This window comes from Pseudonocardia sp. CA-107938 (genome assembly GCF_050936315.1).
Classification (GTDB): domain Bacteria; phylum Actinomycetota; class Actinomycetes; order Mycobacteriales; family Pseudonocardiaceae; genus Pseudonocardia.
Map to the genome: position 1 here is coordinate 2,427,581 of NZ_JBNJNA010000001.1, position 21,457 is coordinate 2,449,037.

Sequence of the window (21,457 nt, forward strand, 5' to 3'; positions counted from 1 at the left end):
CACCACAACGTCGTTCTCGACGCGTTCGCCGGGCCTGGGTGCGCTGCGGCCTAGGGTGGAGCCGTGACCTCCCGGCTGCTGTTCGTGCACGCCCACCCCGACGACGAGACCCTCGCCACCGGCGGCACGATGGCCCACTACGCCGCCCGTCCCGACGTCGAGGTGACGCTGGTGACGTGCACGCTCGGCGAGCAGGGCGAGGTCATCCCGCCCGAGCTGGCGCAGCTGGAGGCCGGCCAGGCCGACCAGCTCGGCGGCTACCGCATCGGTGAGCTCGCGCTGGCCTGCGCGGCGCTGGGCGTCACCGACCACCGCTTCCTCGGTGGCGCCGGACGCTGGCGCGACACCGGCATGGCGCTGGCCGGTCACGGCACCCGGGCGGCGCTCCCCGAGGTGCTGCACCCGCGCGCGTTCGCCCACCCCGACGCGTTCGCCGACGAGGTGGACGCGCTGGTGGAGATCCTGGAGGAGCTGCGGCCCGCCGCCGTCGTCACCTACGCGGCGGACGGCGGCTACGGCCACCCCGACCACGTGCGCGCGCACGACATCACCGTCGCCGCGGTGGGGCGGGTGCCGTCCCGGCTGTTCCACGTCGTCACCCCGCGCGGCGACCTGGAGAAGGGGATCGCGGAGCTGGCCGGCCACGTCGTCCCGCCGCTGCGCCTGCCGGAGCCCGACGAGCTGCCCAGCGTGCCCGACGAGCTGGTCACCACCCGCGTCGACGTCTCGGCGCACCGCGCCGCTCGCGTGGCCGCGATGCGGGCGCACGCGACGCAGGTCCTCGTCCAGTCCGACGGCACGGACGGGCCCGTCGTGTACTCGGTGTCGAACCTGGTGGCGCAGCCGTTCACCGAGGTGGAGAGCTTCGTCGCCGCCTCGGGTACGGTCACGGCGCCCCACGACCTACTGGCGGAAGGTGCCTGACCCGTGTACGTGGCGCTGTCCGCGCTCCTCGGCCTCGCCGGCGCCGTGCTGGGCGCGTTCGGGCTGCTGTTCACCCCGCAGTACGCCGGCGCGATCCCGGTCCCGCTCGGCATCGTGGTGACGCTGCTGTCGCTGCCGTGGCTGGTCCGCGCGTCCGGCGAGCTGGACCCGCGGCCCCTGCCGGCCGCCGTCCCGCTGATCGGCTGGGTGGTCGCGGTGCTCGGGTTGACCCTGTTCGGCCCCGGCGGCGACGTGATGCTGCCGCTGACCTGGCAGTCCCTGCTGTTCCTCTGCGTCGGTTTGGGCTCCGGGCTGTGGGCCCTGCGCTCGGTGCTGCTGGAGGAGAACGGCCCGCCGTACACCCCGTCCGACGGTGGCTGAGCCCGCCATCCCGGACCGCGCGATCGTCGCGGTCCTGCGCCCGTTCGTGCGCGCCACCCGGCCGGTGCTCGACGGGCTGCGCGAGTCCGACCCGTTCGGGCTGCGCGAGCGTGTCCGCGCGCCCGACGACGCCGAGCGCGGCCTCGCCGAGACCGTGCTCGACGCGCTGGCGTCCGTCGAGGTGCCGGGCACGAAGGCGTGGGCGGACATGGACACCGCCGCCCGTTCGCGCTGGTGGGTGCGCCGGGTCGGCCGGTTCACGACGCTCGTCGCGGCGGTGCCGGGCATCGGCGGCGCGCTGGCCAACCGGCTGCCCGTGTCGAAGGCGATCGGGGCGGCCGGGCAGGGCCTGGTGCTCGTCGCGATCGCCGGCGAGTACGGCGTGCACGACGAGCAGACCCTCGTCGAGCTGCTCGGCACGGTCCTGTTCCGGCGGGACCTGGCGGTGCCGCCGCCCGACGCCGAGGCCGACGCGCAGGCGGCCGAGCAGGCGGACGAGATCACCGGGGACCTCACCGACGACTCCGGGCCGTCGGTCAGGAAGGTCGCCGGCGCCATGTGGCGGCTCGGCCGCGCCCTGTTCGCCCTGGAGGGCGAGCTGGACAAGCGCCCCCACGGCAACCTGCTGACCGAGGGCCTCGGCATGCTGCCGGTGATCGGCGCGGTGGGGAAGTTCCTCGGCGAGTGGTCGGGGATCCAGGAGGCGGCGCAGGAGGCCGAGGAGTGGCTGCGCCGGCCCCGGGGCGTTCCGCGCGACTACCCCGGCGGCACCAGGTAGCGGTAGCGGTGGTGCTCGACCATGCCCACCCGCCCGTACAGCGACCGGGCGCCGGCGTTGTGCAGCGCCACCTGCAGCACCATCCAGCGGGCACCGCGCTCGCGGCCCCAGGCCGCTGCGGCGGCGAGCATGCCGGTGGCGATGCCCCTGCCGCGGGCGGCCTCGGCGGTGTGCAGCATCGCGACGTGGACGTGGTCGGCCACCAGGCAGGCGCGGACCCGGCCGAGCACGGCCGTGCCGTCGTGGGTGCCGTCGTGGGTGCCGGCGCGCGCGATGCCGAACCCGACGGGCGGGGCACCGCCCGGGTCCAGGACGGCGCGCGCGGCGGGGGCGTACTCCTCGCGGAACCACTCCGGGTCCGGCCGCTCCGGCAGCTCGACCGGCACCGGGACGGGCGCGCCGGCGATCGTCGCGAGATCGCCCACCAGCACCGCCACCTCGGCGCCTGCGGCGTGCCCGACGTCGAGCACCCACCCGGCCCGCTCCACCGCCTGGTCCCACGGCGAACCGACCGGCACCTGGACGCGCGGCCGGGTACCCGTCCGCTGCGCGAACGCGACCACGGCGGCCAGCGCGTCGGGGATCGGCAGGCCCGGGTCGCCGATGGCGAGCGCCGAGTTCGCGCGGCCGGTGAATCCGCCGGCGGCCCGCAGCCGCCACGCACCCAACGGCTCGTCGACCGCGGCCGGCCAGGCGTCGGCGCACAGCGACTCCAGCGCGACGATCGCGGCGAGCCCGGCCCGGCGCGGCGCAGCGGGCGGCACGGCCCGCGCGGCGACCACCGCGTCGGGATCGATCCGGACGGGCCCGCGACGGGTGTTGACGACCAGTCCGGAGCGATCTTCGACCAGATCACCCACCGCGTCGCTGTAGAGCGGGCGCCCGTCGCGCTCGCCGACCCGCTGCCGCACCGACACCCGGCTCCCCACCAGCCGCTCCATGTCGTTCCTCACAGCGGGCCCCGCCTCTCGTGTCCCGGGTTGTCCGGACATACTGTGGGGTAGCCCCCGAAGGTCTAGTGGAGGACCCCCGTGACGTACGTGATCGCCGAGCCCTGCGTCGACCTGCTCGACAAGGCGTGCATCGAGGAATGTCCGGTGGACTGCATCTACGAGGGCGCCCGGATGCTCTACATCCACCCCGACGAGTGCGTCGACTGCGGAGCCTGCGAGCCGGTGTGCCCCGTCGAGGCCATCTACTACGAGGACGACGTGCCCGAGCAGTGGGCGGCCTACACGAAGGCCAACGTCGACTTCTTCGACGACCTGGGCTCGCCGGGCGGCGCGTCCAAGGTCGGCAAGATCGACCGCGACGTCGAGCCGGCGCTGTCGCTGCCGCCGCAGTCGCACGACGAGTGAATCTGCAGCCCTCGTTCGACCTGCCCGACTTCCCCTGGGATTCGCTGGCCGGCGCCACCGAACGCGCGCACGCGCACCCCGATGGCATCGTCGACCTCTCCGTCGGCACGCCGGTCGATCCCGTGCCGGACGTCGTGCGGGCGGCGTTGACCGGCCCGGCCGCCGACGACCCGGGGTACCCGACGACGCACGGGCCGCTCGCGCTGCGCATCGCGATCGCGGGCAGCCTGCGCCGGCGCTTCGGCGTCACCGTCGACCCGCAGGCGGTGCTGCCGACGATCGGCTCCAAGGAGCTCGTCGCCTGGCTGCCGACCCTGCTGGGCGCCGGCCCCGGCCACACGGTCCTGATCCCCGAGCTGGCGTACCCCACGTACGAGGTGGGGGTGCGGCTGGCCGGCGCGACGGCGGTCCGCGCGGACGCGACCACGGCCGTCGGTCCCGGGCGGGTGTCGCTGATCTGGGTCAACTCGCCGTCCAACCCGACGGGTCGGGTGCTGCCGGCCGAGCACCTGGCGAAGGTGGTCGAGTTCGCGCGTGAGCGAGGGGCGATCGTCGCCTCCGACGAGTGCTACCTGTCGTTGTCGGACGGGGCGCCGTCGATCCTGTCGCCCGAGGTGTGCGGCGGTTCGTTCGACGGCCTGCTGGCCGTCCACTCGATGTCGAAGACGTCGAACCTGGCCGGGTACCGCGCCGGGTTCGTCACCGGTGACCCGGCGCTGGTCGCCGGGCTGCTGGAGGTGCGCAAGCACGCCGGCATGATCGTGCCGCGGCCCGTGCAGGCCGCCATGGCCGCCGCCGCGGACGACGACGCGCACGTCACCGCGCAGGTCGCGGTCTACGCGCGCCGCCGCGAAGTGCTGCGTGCCGCCGTCGAGAAGGCCGGGCTGCGGGTCGAGCACTCCACGGCCGGCCTCTACCTGTGGGCCACCGCCGACGAGCCCGGCCGGCGCACCGTCGACCGGCTCGCCGAGCTGGGCATCCTCGTCGCTCCCGGCGAGTTCTACGGCCCGGCCGGGGCGCGGCACGTCCGGATCGGCCTCACCGCGACCGACGAACGGATCTCGGCGGCAGCCGAACGCCTCGCCGGATAGGCTCCTGCCCGGCAACGACCGGGGGGCTGGGGGATGTCGCATGTTCGGGGTGTGCGGAGAGCACGCCTTCTCGGGATCGCGCTGCTCGCGGTCCTCCTCGCAGGCTGCGGCGCGCTGCAGACGACGCTCGACATGTCGGGCCGCCTCCAGAAGGACGGGTTCCGGTCGGCGTCGGTCCTGCTGAACAGCAAGAACGGGCACGACGTCGTGACCGTCCGCGCCGAAGGGCACGACACGCTGCGAGGAGACGACGCGTTCGACCGCGCGGCCCGCATCGTCTGGCAGGAGCTGCCGCTGCGGTTCGACGAGCTCCAGGTCACCATCGCGGGGGAGACGGCCAGGGCGGCGCGACAGGATCTCGAGGACGCCTTCGGGTCGCGGAACCCGGCACTGGACCAGCGGAGCATCGGCCAGGAGATCGGCGGCGGGTTCGTCACCGTCGGCATCGTCGTGCTGGTCGTGTTCGTCGTGGGGACGATCGGCATCGTGCTGCTGGTGGTGTGGCTGGTGCGGCGCTCGCAACGCCGCCGGGCTTCTGCCCCGCCCTGGCCGCCCCGTCCGCCGTACGGTGGACCACCGATGCCGCCGGGGCCGCCGCCGGCCGGGCTGCGCTGATCGTCAGAGCACGGCGATGTGGACGTCGACGCGCTCCCACGCCGACCACCACAGGCTGCGCTGCAGCTCGGCCCGGGCCCGTTCCCGTTCGACCAGCCGCCCGCCGACGAACACCACCTCGGCCGGGGGCAGCTCGCCGAGCCCGTCCAGGAGCTGCCGGATGCGCTGCTCGGCGACGCACGCGTCCTGGTGGTCGCCCAGCACCTCCTGCAGCTCGGCGGTGGCGGTGAGCAGCTTCTTGACGACCCGGCCGGTGTCGGTGCCGCGCAGGCCCGGCGCCACCAGCTCGCCGGTGTAGCGCACCCGCTTGCCGCGGATGCGCAGCTCGTGCAGCACGGCGTCCTCGGGATCGGGCCCGGCCTTCAGCACGGCCTTGCGCAGGCGGCGCGCCTCGTCGCGGACGAGGTCGGCCAGCTCGGGCTGGGCCTGCGTGGCCGACGGGGTGGGCAGCGGCAGCCGCACCGCGTCGGCGAGGCGCTCGACGAGCGCGCCGTAGCGCGGCGAGTCCAGAGCGGCGAGCATCGTGGCGCGGGCGACGGCGTGCTCGTCACCCAGCGCGGCGACGAGTCTGTGCCCGGCCGGCTGCTCGGCCTCGGGCAGCGCGTCGATCTCGCCGCGCAGCCGCAGCAGCATCACGTCCAGGTCCCGGACCGGGCCCAGTGCCCCGCCGAGCCAGCCCAGCTCGGCCCGCAGACCGTCGGCCCACGAGGCGTCGAGCAGCGGCCGGGCCGCCTTCAACCCGGCCCGCATGCGCCGCACCGCGACCCGCATCTGGTGCAGGTCCTCGATGTCGGCGCCGCTGCGCGTGCCCGCCTCGTGCGCGAGCAGGGCACGCAGCCGCAGGTCCAGCGCGGCGCGCACGTGGTGCACGGGCGCGTCGGCCGGGCCGGCCAGAACGGGTTCGGGGAGCGTCACGGGCGTGGCATCGGGCACAACGGACAAGATTAGTGACCGCCGAGTGTCTGGAGGCGGCCGGTCTGATCGGACAACACGAAGCCCCCGATCTCTGAGAAGACCGGGGGCTGGAGTGACGCAGCAGCCTTACGTCAGGTCGTCGAACTCGCCCGCCCGGGCGCCTTCCACCCAAGCGCGCATCTCAGCGCGAGTGAAGATCAAGGTGGCGCCGGCCGGGTCCTTCGAGTCACGCACCGCGATCATGCCGGACGGCAGGGCCGCAAGTTCGACGCACGAGCCGTTGCTCTGGCTGACCTTGCTCTTGCGCCACTGGAGGGTCGTTGTCGTCTCTGTCACGGGTACGCCTCCTGGCTACTGCTTGAGCATCGATGCGATGACCTCGCGTGACTGCTCTGGGCCCAGTGCGACCTGCTGGAGGTCGGTGAACACCATCCTATACGCGCCGACCTGGAGTTCTTCCTGGAGATAGACGGCCCCGTCCTTCAGCTCGATATACACCACGGGGCGAACGGCTTCCCCGAAATCGAGGTGGGCGAAGCCACCGCCGAGGGCTTGGTGGGGGCCGTCCTCCGGGCGGAGCACCTGGATCGTGACGTTCGGGAGATCGGACATCTCGAGAAGGTGTTCGAGCTGCGCTCGCCGGACCTCGGGGGTTCCGACCGCGAGATCCAGCGCCCACTGGGGGATGACCGAGTGCAGTTCCAGCGGGTTGTCAGGATCGGTCAGCCGGCGCGCCCTCGCCATGCGGAAGCTCACGAACCGATCGCCATGGTCGGGTCTGATCGACTTGGCGCTGGCGGTGACGGCCGCCGCGTAGTCCGGCGTCTGAAGCAGGCCGTGGATGACCATGGCCTCGAAGACGAACATCCGTTCCGCTAGAGCTTCCAACCCCACGTAGGTCTTCAGCCAGTCGGGGACCACCTGTGCCCAGGGCGCCCACCACATCGCTTCGTCGGCGCGACCCGTGAGCGTTGTCAGCCGGTCAATGTCGCGGGCAGGCACCCCGTAGGCCGTCAGCAGGACCGCGATGTCGTCGGGATCTTGGATCTGTCGACCCGCTTCGAGGTTGTTCACCTTGTGCCGGGTGACGCCGGCCCTTTCGGCCGCCTCGTTCAGCGACAGCTTGGCCTCGGTGCGGTACCGAGCCAGTTCCGTACCGATCAACCACCGGATAGGCGGCGTCGTAGCCACGCGCCCAACCTCTCTCGCATCGCTATGCGTATACGACGTCGTATGCTACGGTCGCATCGCGCTCGCGGCCGCATGACAGTGATCAGCCACTCTCCCATGGAGTACCCGTGTGCCCCAGCGCGCCCATGTCATGCCCGGATGCAGGAAGAGACTCGAAGCCGGCTGGGAGCTGGTGGCGAGTCGGATGAACGAGCTGTCACGGCTGATGGCCGGGTTGCCCAACGTGGTCGAGACGCTTCTCGCCAAGCACGTCCCGGACGACCGCGGCCGCTGCCGAGGGTGCACCAAAGCCGGTACCGGTCTGCCCGAGAAGAAGTGGCCATGCTCGCTGTACTGGTTCGCGAACGCAGCGAAGCAGGAGTCCCTGTGAACTGGGTCTGTGACGCCTGCTGGCAGCCGGTCGAGTTCTCGGTGACCAGCAGGGACTACCGCCATGTGCTCCCGACCCCCTGTACCGGCATAGACGGGATCGTGCTCGGCGTCCGAGCACCGGCAGCTGAGCGAGCCGTGTCCGGAGACCTTCCGCTGGACGACCAGCTCAGTTGGCGTGCAGAGCCGTGTTCAGCTCCACAGTGCCGCCCGCGCGGGGGAGCACCTCCACCGCGCCGCTGACCGAGTTGCGCCGGAACAGCAGGTTGGACTGGCCGGACAGTTCCAACGCCTTCGTCACCGTGCCGTCCGGCAGGGTCACGCGGGTGCCGGCCGTGACGTACAGCCCGGCCTCGACGACGCAGTCGTCGCCGAGGGAGATGCCGATGCCGGCGTTGGCGCCGAGCAGGCAGCCGCGGCCGATGCTGATGATCTCCTTGCCGCCGCCCGACAGGGTGCCCATGATCGACGCGCCGCCGCCCACGTCGGAGCCGTCGCCGACCACCACGCCCGCGGAGATCCGGCCCTCGACCATGGCGTTGCCCAGGGTGCCGGCGTTGTAGTTGACGAAGCCCTCGTGCATCACGGTCGTGCCGGCGGCCAGGTGCGCGCCCAGCCGCACGCGGTCGGCGTCGGCGATCCGCACGCCGGCCGGCACCACGTAGTCGACCATGCGCGGGAACTTGTCCACGCCGTACACCGCGACCGGTCCGCGCGCCTTCAGCCGTGCCCTGACCAGCTCGAACCCGTCCACGGCGCACGGGCCTTCGCTGGTCCACACCACGTTGGTGAGCAGCCCGAAGATGCCCGTCAGGTCGGCCTCGTGCGGGCGGATCAGCCGGTGCGAGAGCAGGTGCAGCCGCAGCCAGACGTCGGCGGTGTCGGCCGGCGGATCGGCCAGCGACGCGATCGCGGTGCGCACCACCCGCGTCGTCACGCCGCGGGCGTCGTCGCTGCCGGCGAGCGGCTCCAGATCGGCGGCGACGTCGGCGGCCTCCGCGCCGAGCGCGGGCGCGGGGAACCAGACGTCGAGGACGGTGCCGTCGGCGGTCACGGTGGCCAGTCCGGTGCCCGAGGCACCGTCGGTGCGGAAGCTCACGGACCGACGGTATACAGCAGGAGCCGCGCTGGTTGACTGGGCCCGTGGCTCTGGACCTCACCGCCGACCCGGTCGACCTGTGCGCTGCCCTCGTCGACGTGCCCAGCGTGTCCCGCGACGAGGCGCTCCTCGCCGACGAGCTGGAGGCGGCGCTGCGGGCGCAGGCCCCGCACCTTGAGGTGCTGCGGTCCGGCCAGGCGGTGCTCGCCCGCACCGACCTGGGCCGGGAGCGGCGGGTCCTCCTGGCCGGGCACATCGACACCGTGCCGATCGCCGACAACGTCCCCAGCCGCCGCGACGGCGACCTGCTCTACGGGTGCGGCACCTCGGACATGAAGGCCGGCGACGCCGTGTTCGCGCACCTCGCCGCCACGATCACCGAGCCCCGGCACGATCTCACCCTCGTGTTCTACGACTGCGAGGAGATCGAGGCCGTGCACAACGGGCTCGGCCGCGTCGAGCGCGAGCACCGCGACTGGCTCGACGCGGACCTCGCCCTGCTCGGCGAGCCCACCAACGGCGCCGTCGAGGCCGGGTGTCAGGGCACCCTGCGGGTGGAGGTCACCCTGCGCGGGCGGCGTGCGCACTCGGCCCGCTCGTGGCTGGGCGAGAACGCCGTCCACGCGGCGGGTGAGGTGCTGCGCCGCCTTTCGGACTACCGCGCCCGTGACGTCGACATCGACGGCTGCGTGTACCGCGAGGGGCTGCAGGCCGTCGGCATCCGCGGCGGCGTGGCCGGCAACGTCGTGCCGGACGAGTGCGTGGTGCTGGTGAACTTCCGGTTCGCGCCCGATCGCTCCGTCGACGCGGCGGAGGCGCACGTCCGCGAAGTGCTCGACGGGTACGACCTGCGGCTGACCGACTCCTCGCCCGGCGCGCTCCCCGGACTGGCCCAGCCCGCCGCCCAGGAGTTCCTCGCCGCCACCGGCACGACCGCGTCGGCCAAGTACGGCTGGACCGACGTCTCCCGCTTCGCCGCGCTCGGCATCCCGGCGTTGAACTACGGTCCCGGCGACCCCGACCTCGCCCACACCCGCGACGAGCACGTGGACACCCGGCTGATCACGAGCGCCGCGGCGGCCCTCCGCGCGTACCTCACCTGACCGGTCACCTCGTTACGGGCGTGTTGCGTCGATCGGCCATCATGAGCCCGTGACCACCGACGAACGCCCCTCGGCCGCCACCGCGAACACGGTCGGGCTGTTCGCCCTCGGGCTGGGGATCGTGGGGCTGATCAGCTCGTGGACGGGCTGGGGCGGACTCGTGCTCGGGTTGCTCGCGATCGTCTGCACCGTGGTGGCGCTCTGGCTGGCCCGCCACGGTGGCGCGCGGCGCGTGCAGGCGATCGTCGGCGGGGTGCTGGGCGTCGCCGCGCTCGTCATCGGGCTCGTCATCGAGTGGGACACGCTGTTCGGGACCGACGAGTCGCACTTCGGCGTCGGCCTCACCCTCGACCAGTGCATGGCGCAGGCCGACACGGCCAAGCTGCAGCACCTGTGCAAGACCCAGCACCTCGACGAGTTCATGAAGCGGTACCCCGACTCCGACGAGTGAGCGCGCCGGCCGCGCGGAACCCGCCGCGCAGCCCGGCCCGCAGCAGCCGGCTGTCCGACGCCGCCATCCGCGCGTTGCGCAGGGACTGCCGCACCGCCGCGAACCCGTAGCGCAGCATCGCCTGCTCGTAGCCGGCCACGGCGCGGGCGAGGTCGCCGCCCGCGGTGAGCGCCGCGGTCAGCGTGGCCGCGTCGCGCAGGGCCGTGTTGGCGCCGATCCCGGCCATCGGCGTCATGCTGTGGATCGCGTCGCCGAGCAGCGTGACCGGGGCACCGGGCATGGCCGTGACGGGTGCCGCGCTGCGCACGCGGACCCCGTTGACGGTGGCCGGGTCCGAGCCCGCCACCAGCACGTCCAGGCCGGGCGCCCAGCCGGAGATCCGCTCCCGGACGGCGGCCTGGAGCACCGCGCCGTCCGGCTCCTCCGGCGACGGCATGCGCGCGGCGGCGTCGGCGTAGGCCCAGAAGACGTAGTCGGCGTTCGGGTCGAGGAGCAGGTCCGCGGGCGGCCCGTCCAGCCGGCGTCCGTCGCCGAGCCACATGGCGGTGAACAGGAACCCCGGCGTCGGTGGCACGACCATCGTGGAACCCGCGGTGACTTCGGCCGGCAGCAGCGCGCGGGCCTCCGCCGTGAGGTGGTGCTTGCCCGCGATCGCGGTGACGCCGATGTCGACTCGGTCGGTGCCGGGCAGGAGCTGCCGGCGCACCCGGGAGTTGCTCCCGTCGGCGCCGACGAGCAGGTCGCAGTCGCGGGTCGTGCCGTCGGCGAACGCGGCGCGCACCCGACCGTCGGGCAGGAAGGTGTAGCCGGTGAACTCGGCGCCGAGCTCGGCGACGTCGTCGAGACCGGTGAGCAGCGCGTCGCGCAGGGCGATCCGGCTGATGCCGCGGTGCTGGTCCTCCGGGTCGGTGGCGCGGGCCGCGGGGTCGATGTGCAGGAGGGTCCGCAGCTGCTCGGTGTAGACGGTCATGCCGGTGGGCTGGGTCGAGACCGCGGTCACGAACCGGTCCCATGCCTCGGGGGCCAGGCAGTCGTGCAGCGCGGTGGCGCCGGTCGGGCTGATGTGGATGCGGTAGCCCTGCAGCCAGTCGGTGCGCACCAGCGTGCGCTCGACGACGGTGACGGGCACGCCGCCGCGGCGCAGCCCGTGCGCGAGGCACAGGCCGCCGATGCCGCCGCCGACGACCAGGACGTGGGGTGAAGAGGTCATGCGCCAAGTGTCAATCAATCACATGAATGAAGTCAACCATGTGATTGAGTGATACCGTCGGCGCATGGCAAGGCGCGACCCCGAACGCACCCGCGAGCAGATCCTCGACGCCGCCCTGCACGAGTTCGGCGAGCACGGTTACGCCGGCGCCCGCACGGCCGCGATCGCCGCCCGGGCCGGGGTCAACCAGCAGCTGATCTCGTACCACTTCGGCGGCAAGGCGGGCCTGCACCAGGCGGTCATCGACCGCTGGCCGGCCACCGGCGCCCCGCTGCGCGACGGCGACCTCGCCGAGGTCGTCGCCAACTTCGTCCGCGCCGGAGCCGCCGAGCCGGCGTGGGGGCGGATGCTCGTCTGGTCGGAGCTGACCGGGGAGCTCGACGCGGAGTCCCGGGACACCGTCGACAACGGCTACCTCGGCGCGATGGTCGACGACCTGCGCGCCCGCCAGGAGCGCGGCGAGCTCGCCGCCGACCTCGACCCCGCCTACGTGCAGCTCATGCTGTTCGCGGCGACGGTCGCGCCGTACGTCCTGTCCAGGACCGCGCGCGGGATGACCGGACTCGACCCCGCGTCACCGGAGTTCGTCGAGCGCTACGCCGAGACGCTCGGGCGCGTGGTGGCGCGGCTGCAGGGCTGACGCGCGTCAGAAGAGGTCGGCGACCGGGATGGTGACGTCCTCGACGGTCGTGGGGACCAGGACGTCACCGATGCCGAGCGATCGGACCGTGCGGTAGCTCCGGCCCTCCGGCTCGGTGTGGACGTGCACGACCTCGGCCTTCACATCCACGATCCACACCTCGGGGATGCCCTGCTCGGCGTAGATCGGGATCTTCACCCCGCGGTCGAGGGCCATCGTGGAATCGGAGACCTCGATGACGAGGAAGACATCCTCCGCGGTCGGGTGCGCCGACGCGTAGTAGTCGCGGCGGGCGCGGGAAACGACGACATCGGGTTCCGGCTCGGACCGGGGAAGCAGCCGGATCGGGTTCTGCACTCGGATCGACACCCGACCGATCGCGGCGCGGTAGAGGCTCTCGGTGACGCGCTCGACCACGCCGGCATGGGTCGGTCCGATCGGTGACATGGCGACGATTTCCCCGTCGAGCAGTTCCCAGCGTTCGTCCTCGGCGAGGATGCCGACCTTGCCGAGCAGCTCGTACTCGTCGACGGTGAAGCGCTTGCGGGGCGCGATCGTCGGGTCGGCGGCCATGGTCGAAAGGGTAGCGCGGGGCGGCCCCCGCCCGGGCCCGTTCGCCGTGGATACCCTGGCCGCATGACGTCAGGCGGGCGCGAGCGGCCCGATGAGAAGCAGCGCGGCCCGGTGGTCCTGCGCGGGAACCGCCGCATCGAGGACACCACCACCGACCAGCGGCTGCTGGACTCCCGCGGTCCCAGCGACTGGGTGCACACCGACCCCTGGCGGGTGATGCGCATCCAGGCCGAGTTCGTGGAGGGGTTCGGGCTGCTGGCCGAGTTGCCGCGTGCGGTCACCGTGTTCGGCTCCGCCCGGACGAAGCCCGACAACCCCGAGTACGCCCAGGGGGTCGCGCTGGGGCGTGCGCTCGCCGAGGCCGGGTTCGCGGTGATCACCGGCGGCGGGCCGGGCGCGATGGAGTCCGCGAACCGCGGCTGCAAGGAGGCCGGCGGGCTCTCGGTCGGGCTGGGCATCGAGCTGCCGTTCGAGCAGGGCCTGAACGACTGGGTCGACGTCGGCATCAACTTCCGCTACTTCTTCGCCCGCAAGACGATGTTCGTGAAGTACTCGCAGGCGTTCGTCTGCCTGCCCGGCGGCTTCGGCACCCTCGACGAGCTGTTCGAGGCGCTCACGCTGGTGCAGACGAAGAAGGTCACGAAGTTCCCCGTCGTGCTGCTGGGCTCGGAGTACTGGGGCGGGCTCTACGACTGGATCGCCAAGACCCTCCTCGACGCCGGCAAGATCAACGAGAAGGACCTCACGCTGCTGCACGTCACCGACGACGTCGACGAGGCGGTCGAGGTCGTCCACGAGGCCTACAAGGCCTGGGAGGACGCGCACTAGATGACGGCAACCTTCTCGGTCTGCGTCTACTGCGCCTCCATCGAGGGCATCGACCCGCGCAACCTGCAGCTCGCGGCCGACGTCGGGACGGCGGTCGGGGAGCGCGGCTGGCAGCTCGTCTCCGGCGGCGGCCGCAGCGCGATGATGGGTGCGCTGGCGATCGCTGCGCGCAAGGCGGGCGCCCGCACCCTCGGCGTCATCCCGCACTCCATGGTCGAGCGCGAGTGGGCCGACCACGACTCCGACGAGCTGCTCGTCGTCGACACCATGCGCGAGCGCAAGGCACTGATGGAGGCGCACGCCGACGCGTTCGTCGCGCTGCCCGGCGGGGTGGGCACGTTGGAGGAGCTGTTCGAGGTCTGGACGTCGGGCTACCTGCGGCTCCACGCCAAACCGGTGGTGCTGCTCGACCCGTACGGCCACTACACCGGGTTGCTGGAGTGGGTCCGCGGCCTGCGCGATGCGGGCTTCGTGCGCGACGAGGCGATCGACCGGCTCGTCGTCACCACCACGGTCGACGAGGCGCTGGACGCCTGCGTTCGATGACCAGACCATGATCAGGTTCGGCACCCGCACCCCGGCGCAGGACCGGGCGCTGGTGATGGCGATCGTCAACCGCACCCCCGACTCGTTCTACGACCGCGGTGCCACGTTCGGCGACGCGGCGGCCATGGCCCGGGTCGACGCGGTGGTCGCCGAGGGCGCCGACATCGTCGACATCGGCGGGGTCAAGGCCGGCCCGGGCCCGGTCGTCGACGAGGCAGAGGAGATCCGCCGCGTCGTGCCGTTCGTCGCGGCGGTGCGCGAGCGGCACCCCGACGTCGTGATCAGCATCGACACGTGGCGGGCAGCGGTCGGGCGGGCCGCCGTCGCCGCCGGTGCCGACCTGATCAACGACACGTGGGCGGGCGCCGACCCGGGGCTCGCCGAGGTGGCAGCCGAGGCTGGCGTCGGCATCGTCTGCTCGCACACCGGAGGCGCGACGCCGCGGCAGCGGCCGCACCGCGTGCGCTACCCCGACGTCGTCGCGGACGTGCTGCGCGAGGTCACCGGGCAGGCGGAGCGGCTCGTCGCGATGGGGGTGCCGAAGGAGGGGATCCTGGTCGACCCGACCCACGACTTCGGCAAGAACACCTTCCACGGGCTCGCTCTGTTGCGCCGATGTGACGAACTCGTGGCGTCCGGTTGGCCGGTCTTGATGGCGCTGTCGAACAAGGATTTCATCGCCGAGACGCTCGGCGTGACGGCCGTCACCGATCGGCTGGAGGGCACGCTCGCGGCCACCGCGCTCGCCGCAGCCGCAGGTGCGCGCGTGTTCCGGGCCCACGAGGTCGCGGAGACCCGGCGCGTCACGGACATGGTGGCGTCGATCATGGGGACGCGCCCGCCGGCGCGCACCGTGCGCGGCCTTGCGTAAAGGCTGGGTTTCCGCCACACGCTCCGAACGCCCGGCCCGTACCGTGTTGATCGCAGCTGCAGTTCCCCGTTCGGCAGCGCCGCCGATGCGACTCCCCCTTCGACCGGAGGAGAGGTAGATGGACGCCGCCATCGAGAGCTGGTTCACCCGACGGACCTGGCAGGAACCCGACTGGACGCCGGCCGATCTCGTCGCCGCCAAGGCGGGCCGCCGCGTCGCGGTCGTGCTGCCCGCGCTGGACGAGGAGGCGACGGTCGGGGCGATCGTCGCTGCGATCCTCCCGTTCACCTATGGCCCCCACCCGCTCGTGGACGAGCTGGTCGTGGTCGACTCCGGGTCCACCGACCGCACGATGGACATCGCCGCCGCTGCTGGGGCCCGGGTGGTGCAGCGCGAGGACGTGGTGCCCGAGCTCGCGCCCGTGCCCGGCAAGGGCGAGGTGCTGTGGCGCTCGCTGGCCGCCACCACCAGCGACATCATCTGCTACATCGACTCCGACCTGATCGACTTCGATCCGGGGTTCGTGCCGGCGCTGCTCGGGCCGCTGCTGCTCGAACCCGACGTGGAGCTCGTCAAGGGCTTCTACCGGCGCCCGCTGCGGCTGGAGACGGAGCAGGCCGACACCGGCGGGGGCCGCGTCACGGAGCTGCTGGTGCGCCCGCTCGTCGCGGCCTTCCGGCCCGAGCTCGCCGGCATCGTCCAGCCGCTGGGCGGGGAGTACGCCGGCACCCGCGAGCTGCTGGAGTCGCTGCCGTTCGCCGCCGGGTACGGGGTGGAGATCGGGCTCCTGCTCGACGCTCACGCCGCCCGCGGCATCGACGCGATCGGCCAGGTCAACCTCGGTGTGCGCAAGCACCGCAACCGCTCGCTCGTCCAGCTCGGTGCCATGGCCCGGCAGATCCTCGCGGCCACCCTCGCCCGCTGCGGCGTGGCCGAGGCGGGTGCCGCGCTCGTCCAGTTCCTGCAGGTCGGCGGGGAGTGGCTGCCCACGTCCACCGAGCTGCAGGTGAGCGAGCGCCCGCCGATGCGGGAGGTCCCGAGCTACGCGACGCGCGTGCCGGAGCCCGACGTGGTCCCTGAGGCCGCTGGTTAGACACGGCCTGACCCGCGTGGACCCTGGCGGGTCCGCGTGGTGGGATGTGTGAGGTGGGGACCGCGCTGATCTACCTGGTCGTGATGGCCGCGGTGGCGGCCGCCGTCTTCGGGGTCACGGCGCTGGTCTTCGGCCGCGGCGAGGAGCTGCCGCCGCTCGCGCCCGGCGCCACCCCCACCCGCCTGCCGGTGGAGGGTGTCACCGGCGACGACGTCCGCGACCTGCGCTTCCCGCAGGCCGTGCGCGGCTACCGCATGGCGGAGGTCGACTGGGTGCTCGACCGGCTCGCCACCGAGCTTGACCGCGCCGACCACGAGCGGGCCGTCCTCGCCGGGCAGGTCGCCGCGCTGCGCGCGGAGCTGGCCGGGAAGAGCGAGGCAGGTGTCGAGGCGGAATCGCCCCGATGACCGCCGAGCTCACGCTCACCGTCGACGTCGCAGCACCGGCCGAGCTGGTGTGGGACGTCGTCACCGACTGGCCGGCGCAGGGCGAGTGGATGCCCGCCACCCGCGTGGAGACGACGAGCGACGGTGACGGTCGCCGGCTCGGCGCCACGCTCTCGGCCGTCACGGGCGTGGGGCCGCTCGCGGTCACCGACACGATGGAGATCACCGAGTGGGACCCGCCGCGTCGCTGCGTGGTGCGGCACACCGGCGCGGTCGTCCGTGGGGACGGGATCTTCGAGGTCGTCCCGCTGGGTGCGGAGCGCGCCCGGTTCGTGTGGTCGGAGCTGCTCGATCTACCGTTCGGGATCCTGGGGCGGGCCGGCTGGCCGATCGTGCGGCCGCTGATGCGGGCCGGGGTGGCGTACGCCCTGCGCGCACTGGCCCGTCGATGCGAGGAGAAGCACCGAGCACATGGATGATCGCGTCCGCTGCGGCTGGGGCAGCAGCACGCCCGACTACGCGGCCTACCACGACGAGGAGTGGGGGGTGCCGCTGCGCGGCGAGCCCGCGATGTTCGAGCGGATCTCCCTCGAGGCGTTCCAGTCCGGCCTGTCGTGGCTGATCATCCTGCGCAAACGTCCCGGGTTCCGGGCAGCGTTCGCCGGCTTCGACCCGGAGAAGGTGGCGGCGTTCGACGACACCGACCGCGAACGGCTGCTCGCCGATCCCGGCATCGTCCGCAACCGCCTCAAGATCGACGCCACGATCGCCAACGCGCGCGCCGTGCTGGAGCTCGACACCCCGCTGGACGACCTGTTGTGGTCGTTCGCGCCGGAACAGCACCGCCGCCCCGCCACGCTCGCCGACGTGCCCGCCACCTCACCCGAGTCGGTGGCGATGGCGAAGGCGCTCAAGAAGCGCGGCTTCCGCTTCGTCGGACCCACCACCTGCTACGCGCTCATGCAGGCCACGGGCATCGTCGACGACCACGTCGCCGACTGCTGGCGGGCCGCGGCGGACGGATGACGTGGCGGTACCGCGTGGATGCACAGGGTGAAATGCCGCCCTCGTGATCGCGCCGGTTGCGTCGTCTTCCGGCCGATGAGGAAAGATGGACGCGCACCCGACGTTCGCAAGCATCACCGTCGCGCCCGGTTCTGTCGCGCGGCGATCCTGCTCGCAGTACGACTTCGGCTGATCGAGATGGAGGAGGCAGGAGATGGCGGCGATGAAGCCCCGGACCGGCGACGGTCCCCTGGAGGTGACCAAGGAGGGCCGGGGCATCGTGATGCGCGTCCCTCTCGAAGGCGGTGGCCGCCTGGTGGTGGAGATGTCCGCCGAGGAGGCGAGCAACCTCAGCGAGGCGCTCAAGGGCGCCGTGGGCTGACCCACCCCGCGCCGACACGACGGCGCCGCACGCTGCTCACGGGCAGCAGTGCGGCGCCGTCGGTCGTTTTCCGGGACGTCAGCCGGCGAGGATCCCGACCCGGGCGTCGGCCGTCTGCACGGGCGCGTCGTCGTCGGTGCGGGCGAGCGTGATCAGCTCGATCCCGACCGTGCCGCACATGCACCGGCGGTACCGCACCCACCCCTCCGACGTGCGGTGCGTCGACAGCACCTTCGCCTCGTCCGTGGGCCACCCGCAGCGTGCGCAGCGCATCGGCCGCGCCTCCTTCCGATGTAAGATGTGTTTGCACTTCACATCTTACACCTCGGACGCGGTGAGGTAAGAGGCAATTGGACTTCATCGGTTACAAGAGTGACGCACTCGGCGCTGCTGTCGACCTCGTGAACGCCGTCACGGCCACGCCGCCGGACCAGCAGCAGCCCGCCGACGCGCTGCGCACCATCCTCGTCGAGCACGGCTACCTGGCCCGACGCGCGCCCGCGTCCGTCGAACCGGCGCTCCGGGCGTGGGCGCGGCGCATGCGGACGGTCTTCGATGCCGTCGACCTCCGCGACGCGGCTGTCGCAGTCAACGCGCTGCTCGCCGACGTCCGCGTCGAACCGCACCTGTCCGACCACGACGGCCAGGCCTGGCACCTGCACTACTCGCCGCCCGAGGCCGGCGTCGTCGACCGGTTGCGGTCCACCACGGCGTTCGCGCTCGCCATGCTCGTCTCCGAGTACGGCATCGACCGGCACGGCCGCTGCGCCGCCGAGGGCTGCAACCGGGTCTTCGCCGACACCTCCCGCAACGCCGCCCGCCGCTACTGCTCCCCGGCCTGCGCCAACCGCTCCGCGGTAGCGGCCCACAGAGCCCGGGCAAAGGAGAAGGCGCGCTCCTGACCGGGCAACGGGCCAACTCGCGCTGTCGAACCGGCCAACTCGCCGTCCTGAACGGGCCAACTCGCCGTCCCGAACGGGGCAACTCGCGGGCGAGTGCCGCGTGGGCCCGCGAGTTGGCCGTCCCGACGCCGCGAGTTGGCCGTCTCAGCAGGGCGAGTTGGCTGTCCTGTCAGGTCAGGGCGCGGTAGATCTGCGCCGTGCGTTCGGCGGCCGTGCGCCAGGCGAACTCGGCCACCGCGCGTTCGCGGCCGGCGGCCCCCATCGCCGCCGCGCGGGACGGGTCGGCCAGCAGCTCGTTGACGGCGGTGGCGAGGTTCCTGCGGAACTCGTCGACGGCGTGCTCGTCGTAGTGGACGAGGAGGCCGGTGCGCCCGTCGTCGACGACCTCGGGGATGCCGCCCACGTCGGAGGCCACGACGGCGGTGCCGCAGGCCATCGCTTCGAGGTTGACGATGCCGAGCGGCTCGTACACCGACGGGCAGACGAACACGGTGGCCGCGGAGAGCACCTGCCGCACCTTGACGGTCGGCAGCATGCCGCGCACCCAGACGACGTTGCCGCGCGCGGCCTGGAGATCGGCGACGGCCTTCTCGGTCTCCTCGGCGATCTCCGGGGTGTCGGGGGCGCCGGCGAGCAGGACGAGCTGCGCGTCCGGGTCGATGTGGTGTCCGGCGGCGACCAGGTGGCCCAGCCCCTTCTGCCGGGTGATGCGTCCCACGAAGACGACGCTGGGCCGGTCTGGGTCGATGCCGGCCTCGACGACGGCGTCGCGGGCGGGGTCGGGGCGGTAGAACTCGGTGTCGATGCCGTTGTGCACGACGTGGACGCGGGCGGGGTCGAGGGCGGGGTAGCAGTCGAGCACGTCGTCGCGCATGCCCGCGCTGACGGCGATGACGGCGTCGGCGGCCTCGTAGGCGGTCTGCTCGACCCACGAGGAGAGCCGGTAGCCGCCGCCGAGCTGCTCGGCCTTCCACGGGCGGCGCGGTTCGAGCGAGTGCGCGGTGACGACGTGCGGCACGCCGTGCAGGATCTTGGCGAGGTGCCCGGCCAGGTTGGCGTACCAGGTGTGCGAGTGCGCGAGGTCGACGCCGTCGAGCGCGGCCACCATCGACAGGTCGACGCCGAGGGTCTGCAGCGCCGGGTTGGCCGCGGCGAGCGCCGAGGGCACGGCGTGCGCGGTGGCACCGTCGCGCGGCTCGCCGAAGCAGTGCACGTCGACGTCGACGAACTCGCGCAGGGCCGGGGCCAGGTACTCGACGTGCACCCCCGCCCCGCCGTAGACGTCCGGGGGGAACTCGCGGGTGAGCAGGCCGATGCGCACGCCAGCACGCTAGTACGCCGACACCGGGGCCACAGGAGGAAGCGCACAAGTGTTAGCTGTCTCGCCTCCGTCGTGCGGTGGCCCCCCGGGCACGGTCGCACTAGGGTCCCCTTCGTGACGACGATGCGGCCCGGAGACGCAGGAGCAGCCTTCGCGGGGTGGTCGCGGTGACGGGGGTGCGGGTGCCCAGCGGGTTGCAGCGCGGGTTCTCGCCGAACGTGCTGGGCATCGTCCTCGCGGGCGGCGAGGGCAAGCGCCTGTGGCCGCTCACCACGGACCGCGCCAAGCCGGCCGTCCCGTTCGGCGGCAACTACCGCTTGATCGACTTCGTGCTGTCGAACCTCGTCAACGGCGGCCTGCACCGCATCTGCGTGCTCACGCAGTACAAGTCGCACTCGCTCGACCGGCACATCTCCACGACGTGGCGGCTGTCGAGCATCCTCGGGCAGTACATCACCAGCGTGCCGGCGCAGCAGCGGCTCGGCCGCCGCTGGTACACCGGCAGCGCAGACGCGATCTTCCAGAGCCTCAACCTGGTCTACGACGAGCGGCCCGACTACATCGCGGTGTTCGGCGCCGACCACGTCTACCGCATGGACCCGTCGCAGATGATCGCGCAGCACATCGAGAGCGGCGCCGGGGTCACGGTCGCCGGCATCCGGGTGCCGCGGGCGGAGGCGAAGGCGTTCGGCTGCATCGCGTCCGACGACGCCGGCAAGATCACCGAGTTCCTGGAGAAGCCGTCGGACCCGCCGTCGGTGCCGGACGACCCCGACGTCACGTTCGCGTCGATGGGCAACTACGTCTTCTCCACCGACGTGCTGCTCGAGGCGCTGCGCGCCGACGCGGAGGACGGCGACTCCGACCACGACATGGGCGGCGACATCATCCCGCGGCTCGTGCGCGACGGGGAGGCGTCGGTCTACGACTTCGCCGACAACGTGGTGCCGGGCGCGACCGACCGCGACGCCGGGTACTGGCGCGACGTCGGCACGCTCGACGCGTACTACGAGGCGCACACCGACCTGGTGTCGGTGCACCCGATCTTCAACCTCTACAACGACCGCTGGCCCATCTCGACGGCGGTCACGCCGCTGCCGCCGGCCAAGTTCGTGGAGGGCGGGATCGCGCAGGACTCGATCGTCGGCGCGGGCACGATCATCTCGGGCGCGATCGTGCGCCGCTCGGTGATCAGCCCGAACGTGCGGATCGACGCGGGCGCCGAGGTGTCCGACTCCGTGGTGCTCCCCGGCGCGCGGGTCGGCCGTGGCGCGGTCGTGCGCGGCGCGATCCTCGACAAGAACGTGATCGTGCCCGACGGCGCACTGGTCGGCGTCGACCTGGCCACCGACCGCGCCCGCTACACGGTCAGCCAGGGCGGCGTGGTCGTGCTCGGCAAGGGCACCACAGCTCTCTGACGGCACC

Annotated in this window: 29 protein-coding genes; 20 read left to right on the top strand and 9 right to left on the bottom strand. The window is 72.8% G+C overall.

Annotation, left to right across the window (positions count from 1 at the left end; all coding sequences use genetic code 11):
• Positions 1 to 63: 63 nt before the first annotated feature.
• Genes mshB through ACQEVB_RS12285 form a run of 3 tightly spaced genes read left to right on the top strand, consistent with a single transcriptional unit; the run spans position 64 to position 2,083 of the window.
• Complete coding sequence (gene mshB, locus ACQEVB_RS12275; RefSeq protein WP_432969189.1) at positions 64 to 924, top strand: N-acetyl-1-D-myo-inositol-2-amino-2-deoxy-alpha-D-glucopyranoside deacetylase; 861 nt, start codon at positions 64 to 66, stop codon at positions 922 to 924.
• Between the two features lie 3 nt (positions 925 to 927).
• Complete coding sequence (locus tag ACQEVB_RS12280; RefSeq protein WP_432969192.1) at positions 928 to 1,305, top strand: hypothetical protein; 378 nt, start codon at positions 928 to 930, stop codon at positions 1,303 to 1,305.
• A complete protein-coding gene (locus ACQEVB_RS12285) occupies positions 1,298 to 2,083 on the top strand; it encodes a hypothetical protein (protein ID WP_432969195.1) in 786 nt (261 codons plus the stop codon). Before ACQEVB_RS12280 ends, ACQEVB_RS12285 begins: the two co-directional genes overlap by 8 nt.
• Here the strand turns inward: ACQEVB_RS12285 and ACQEVB_RS12290 are convergent.
• Positions 2,062 to 3,024 carry a GNAT family N-acetyltransferase gene (locus ACQEVB_RS12290; protein WP_432969198.1) on the bottom strand — a complete coding sequence of 321 codons (963 nt, stop codon included), beginning with the start codon at positions 3,022 to 3,024 and terminating at the stop codon, positions 2,062 to 2,064. The two genes, ACQEVB_RS12285 and ACQEVB_RS12290, sit on opposite strands and share 22 nt — an antisense overlap.
• Positions 3,025 to 3,114: 90 nt before the next feature.
• Between ACQEVB_RS12290 and fdxA the strand changes: the two genes are divergently transcribed.
• The 3 genes from fdxA to ACQEVB_RS12305 are packed head-to-tail and all read left to right on the top strand — an operon-like array spanning position 3,115 to position 5,147.
• Positions 3,115 to 3,441, top strand: coding sequence for a ferredoxin (gene fdxA, locus ACQEVB_RS12295; RefSeq protein WP_432969201.1), 327 nt, complete (start codon positions 3,115 to 3,117; stop codon positions 3,439 to 3,441).
• On the top strand, positions 3,438 to 4,532 hold the full coding sequence (gene dapC, locus ACQEVB_RS12300) for a succinyldiaminopimelate transaminase (RefSeq protein ID WP_432969204.1): 1,095 nt from the start codon (positions 3,438 to 3,440) through the stop codon (positions 4,530 to 4,532). Before fdxA ends, dapC begins: the two co-directional genes overlap by 4 nt.
• A 51-nt stretch (positions 4,533 to 4,583) precedes the next feature.
• Positions 4,584 to 5,147 carry a hypothetical protein gene (locus ACQEVB_RS12305; RefSeq protein ID WP_432969207.1) on the top strand — a complete coding sequence of 188 codons (564 nt, stop codon included), beginning with the start codon at positions 4,584 to 4,586 and terminating at the stop codon, positions 5,145 to 5,147.
• Positions 5,148 to 5,150: 3 nt separating this feature from the next.
• Here the strand turns inward: ACQEVB_RS12305 and ACQEVB_RS12310 are convergent, their stop codons facing one another.
• From ACQEVB_RS12310 to ACQEVB_RS12320, 3 genes are all read right to left on the bottom strand, one after another.
• Positions 5,151 to 6,062, bottom strand: coding sequence for a CHAD domain-containing protein (locus tag ACQEVB_RS12310; protein ID WP_432969210.1), 912 nt, complete (start codon positions 6,060 to 6,062; stop codon positions 5,151 to 5,153).
• Positions 6,063 to 6,188: 126 nt separating this feature from the next.
• Positions 6,189 to 6,398, bottom strand: a complete 210-nt coding sequence (locus ACQEVB_RS12315) for a DUF397 domain-containing protein (RefSeq protein WP_432969213.1) — start codon at positions 6,396 to 6,398, stop codon at positions 6,189 to 6,191.
• Between the two features lie 15 nt (positions 6,399 to 6,413).
• The gene (locus ACQEVB_RS12320; RefSeq protein WP_432969216.1) at positions 6,414 to 7,253 is read right to left on the bottom strand and encodes a helix-turn-helix domain-containing protein; all 840 of its coding nucleotides are present in this window, start codon (positions 7,251 to 7,253) and stop codon (positions 6,414 to 6,416) included.
• Between the two features lie 184 nt (positions 7,254 to 7,437).
• Between ACQEVB_RS12320 and ACQEVB_RS12325 the strand changes: the two genes are divergently transcribed.
• On the top strand, positions 7,438 to 7,623 hold the full coding sequence (locus ACQEVB_RS12325; protein WP_432969219.1) for a hypothetical protein: 186 nt from the start codon (positions 7,438 to 7,440) through the stop codon (positions 7,621 to 7,623).
• Positions 7,624 to 7,791: 168 nt separating this feature from the next.
• Here the strand turns inward: ACQEVB_RS12325 and dapD are convergent, their stop codons facing one another.
• Positions 7,792 to 8,721 carry a 2,3,4,5-tetrahydropyridine-2,6-dicarboxylate N-succinyltransferase gene (gene dapD, locus ACQEVB_RS12330; RefSeq protein ID WP_432969222.1) on the bottom strand — a complete coding sequence of 310 codons (930 nt, stop codon included), beginning with the start codon at positions 8,719 to 8,721 and terminating at the stop codon, positions 7,792 to 7,794.
• Between the two features lie 44 nt (positions 8,722 to 8,765).
• Between dapD and dapE the strand changes: the two genes are divergently transcribed.
• Both dapE and ACQEVB_RS12340 read left to right on the top strand, forming a co-directional pair.
• Entirely contained in the window at positions 8,766 to 9,824 is a 1,059-nt protein-coding gene (dapE, locus tag ACQEVB_RS12335; protein WP_432969225.1) for a succinyl-diaminopimelate desuccinylase, read from the top strand.
• Positions 9,825 to 9,873: 49 nt separating this feature from the next.
• The gene (locus ACQEVB_RS12340) at positions 9,874 to 10,275 is read left to right on the top strand and encodes a hypothetical protein (RefSeq protein WP_432969228.1); all 402 of its coding nucleotides are present in this window, start codon (positions 9,874 to 9,876) and stop codon (positions 10,273 to 10,275) included.
• Here the strand turns inward: ACQEVB_RS12340 and ACQEVB_RS12345 are convergent.
• The gene (locus tag ACQEVB_RS12345) at positions 10,244 to 11,485 is read right to left on the bottom strand and encodes an FAD-dependent oxidoreductase (protein WP_432969231.1); all 1,242 of its coding nucleotides are present in this window, start codon (positions 11,483 to 11,485) and stop codon (positions 10,244 to 10,246) included. The two genes, ACQEVB_RS12340 and ACQEVB_RS12345, sit on opposite strands and share 32 nt — an antisense overlap.
• Before the next feature lie 64 nt (positions 11,486 to 11,549).
• On the opposite strand from ACQEVB_RS12345, the gene ACQEVB_RS12350 reads away from it, so the two are divergent.
• Positions 11,550 to 12,125 carry a TetR/AcrR family transcriptional regulator gene (locus ACQEVB_RS12350; protein ID WP_432969234.1) on the top strand — a complete coding sequence of 192 codons (576 nt, stop codon included), beginning with the start codon at positions 11,550 to 11,552 and terminating at the stop codon, positions 12,123 to 12,125.
• Between the two features lie 6 nt (positions 12,126 to 12,131).
• Here ACQEVB_RS12350 and ACQEVB_RS12355 read toward each other — a convergent pair whose 3' ends face one another.
• On the bottom strand, positions 12,132 to 12,698 hold the full coding sequence (locus ACQEVB_RS12355; RefSeq protein ID WP_432969237.1) for a Uma2 family endonuclease: 567 nt from the start codon (positions 12,696 to 12,698) through the stop codon (positions 12,132 to 12,134).
• Between the two features lie 63 nt (positions 12,699 to 12,761).
• Between ACQEVB_RS12355 and ACQEVB_RS12360 the strand changes: the two genes are divergently transcribed.
• The 8 genes from ACQEVB_RS12360 (at position 12,762) to ACQEVB_RS12395 (ending at position 17,809) form a co-directional block, all read left to right on the top strand.
• Entirely contained in the window at positions 12,762 to 13,526 is a 765-nt protein-coding gene (locus ACQEVB_RS12360; RefSeq protein WP_432969240.1) for a TIGR00730 family Rossman fold protein, read from the top strand.
• Positions 13,527 to 14,072, top strand: coding sequence for a TIGR00730 family Rossman fold protein (locus tag ACQEVB_RS12365; protein ID WP_432969243.1), 546 nt, complete (start codon positions 13,527 to 13,529; stop codon positions 14,070 to 14,072).
• A gap of 7 nt (positions 14,073 to 14,079) precedes the next feature.
• Positions 14,080 to 14,943, top strand: a complete 864-nt coding sequence (folP, locus tag ACQEVB_RS12370) for a dihydropteroate synthase (protein ID WP_432969246.1) — start codon at positions 14,080 to 14,082, stop codon at positions 14,941 to 14,943.
• Between the two features lie 118 nt (positions 14,944 to 15,061).
• A complete protein-coding gene (locus ACQEVB_RS12375) occupies positions 15,062 to 16,036 on the top strand; it encodes a glucosyl-3-phosphoglycerate synthase (protein WP_432969249.1) in 975 nt (324 codons plus the stop codon).
• A 53-nt stretch (positions 16,037 to 16,089) separates the two neighbouring features.
• Positions 16,090 to 16,443 carry a DivIVA domain-containing protein gene (locus tag ACQEVB_RS12380; RefSeq protein ID WP_432969252.1) on the top strand — a complete coding sequence of 118 codons (354 nt, stop codon included), beginning with the start codon at positions 16,090 to 16,092 and terminating at the stop codon, positions 16,441 to 16,443.
• The gene (locus ACQEVB_RS12385) at positions 16,440 to 16,901 is read left to right on the top strand and encodes an SRPBCC family protein (protein ID WP_432969255.1); all 462 of its coding nucleotides are present in this window, start codon (positions 16,440 to 16,442) and stop codon (positions 16,899 to 16,901) included. The genes ACQEVB_RS12380 and ACQEVB_RS12385 overlap by 4 nt, the downstream gene beginning before the upstream one ends.
• The gene (locus tag ACQEVB_RS12390) at positions 16,894 to 17,448 is read left to right on the top strand and encodes a DNA-3-methyladenine glycosylase I (protein WP_432969258.1); all 555 of its coding nucleotides are present in this window, start codon (positions 16,894 to 16,896) and stop codon (positions 17,446 to 17,448) included. The genes ACQEVB_RS12385 and ACQEVB_RS12390 overlap by 8 nt, the downstream gene beginning before the upstream one ends.
• A gap of 193 nt (positions 17,449 to 17,641) precedes the next feature.
• Complete coding sequence (locus tag ACQEVB_RS12395; RefSeq protein ID WP_073458381.1) at positions 17,642 to 17,809, top strand: DUF3117 domain-containing protein; 168 nt, start codon at positions 17,642 to 17,644, stop codon at positions 17,807 to 17,809.
• 78 nt (positions 17,810 to 17,887) lie between these two features.
• On the opposite strand, the gene ACQEVB_RS12400 is transcribed toward ACQEVB_RS12395, so the two are convergent.
• Positions 17,888 to 18,082, bottom strand: a complete 195-nt coding sequence (locus ACQEVB_RS12400; RefSeq protein ID WP_432969262.1) for a hypothetical protein — start codon at positions 18,080 to 18,082, stop codon at positions 17,888 to 17,890.
• A 77-nt stretch (positions 18,083 to 18,159) separates the two neighbouring features.
• Between ACQEVB_RS12400 and ACQEVB_RS12405 the strand changes: the two genes are divergently transcribed.
• Positions 18,160 to 18,711 (top strand): CGNR zinc finger domain-containing protein, encoded by a 552-nt coding sequence (locus tag ACQEVB_RS12405; protein WP_432969265.1) that lies wholly within the window; start codon positions 18,160 to 18,162, stop codon positions 18,709 to 18,711.
• A gap of 169 nt (positions 18,712 to 18,880) precedes the next feature.
• Here ACQEVB_RS12405 and glgA read toward each other — a convergent pair whose 3' ends face one another.
• On the bottom strand, positions 18,881 to 20,032 hold the full coding sequence (glgA, locus tag ACQEVB_RS12410) for a glycogen synthase (protein ID WP_432969268.1): 1,152 nt from the start codon (positions 20,030 to 20,032) through the stop codon (positions 18,881 to 18,883).
• A 158-nt stretch (positions 20,033 to 20,190) separates the two neighbouring features.
• Here glgA and glgC point away from each other — a divergent pair, with 158 nt between their 5' ends.
• Entirely contained in the window at positions 20,191 to 21,450 is a 1,260-nt protein-coding gene (glgC, locus tag ACQEVB_RS12415; protein WP_432969271.1) for a glucose-1-phosphate adenylyltransferase, read from the top strand.
• Positions 21,451 to 21,457 lie beyond the last annotated feature (7 nt).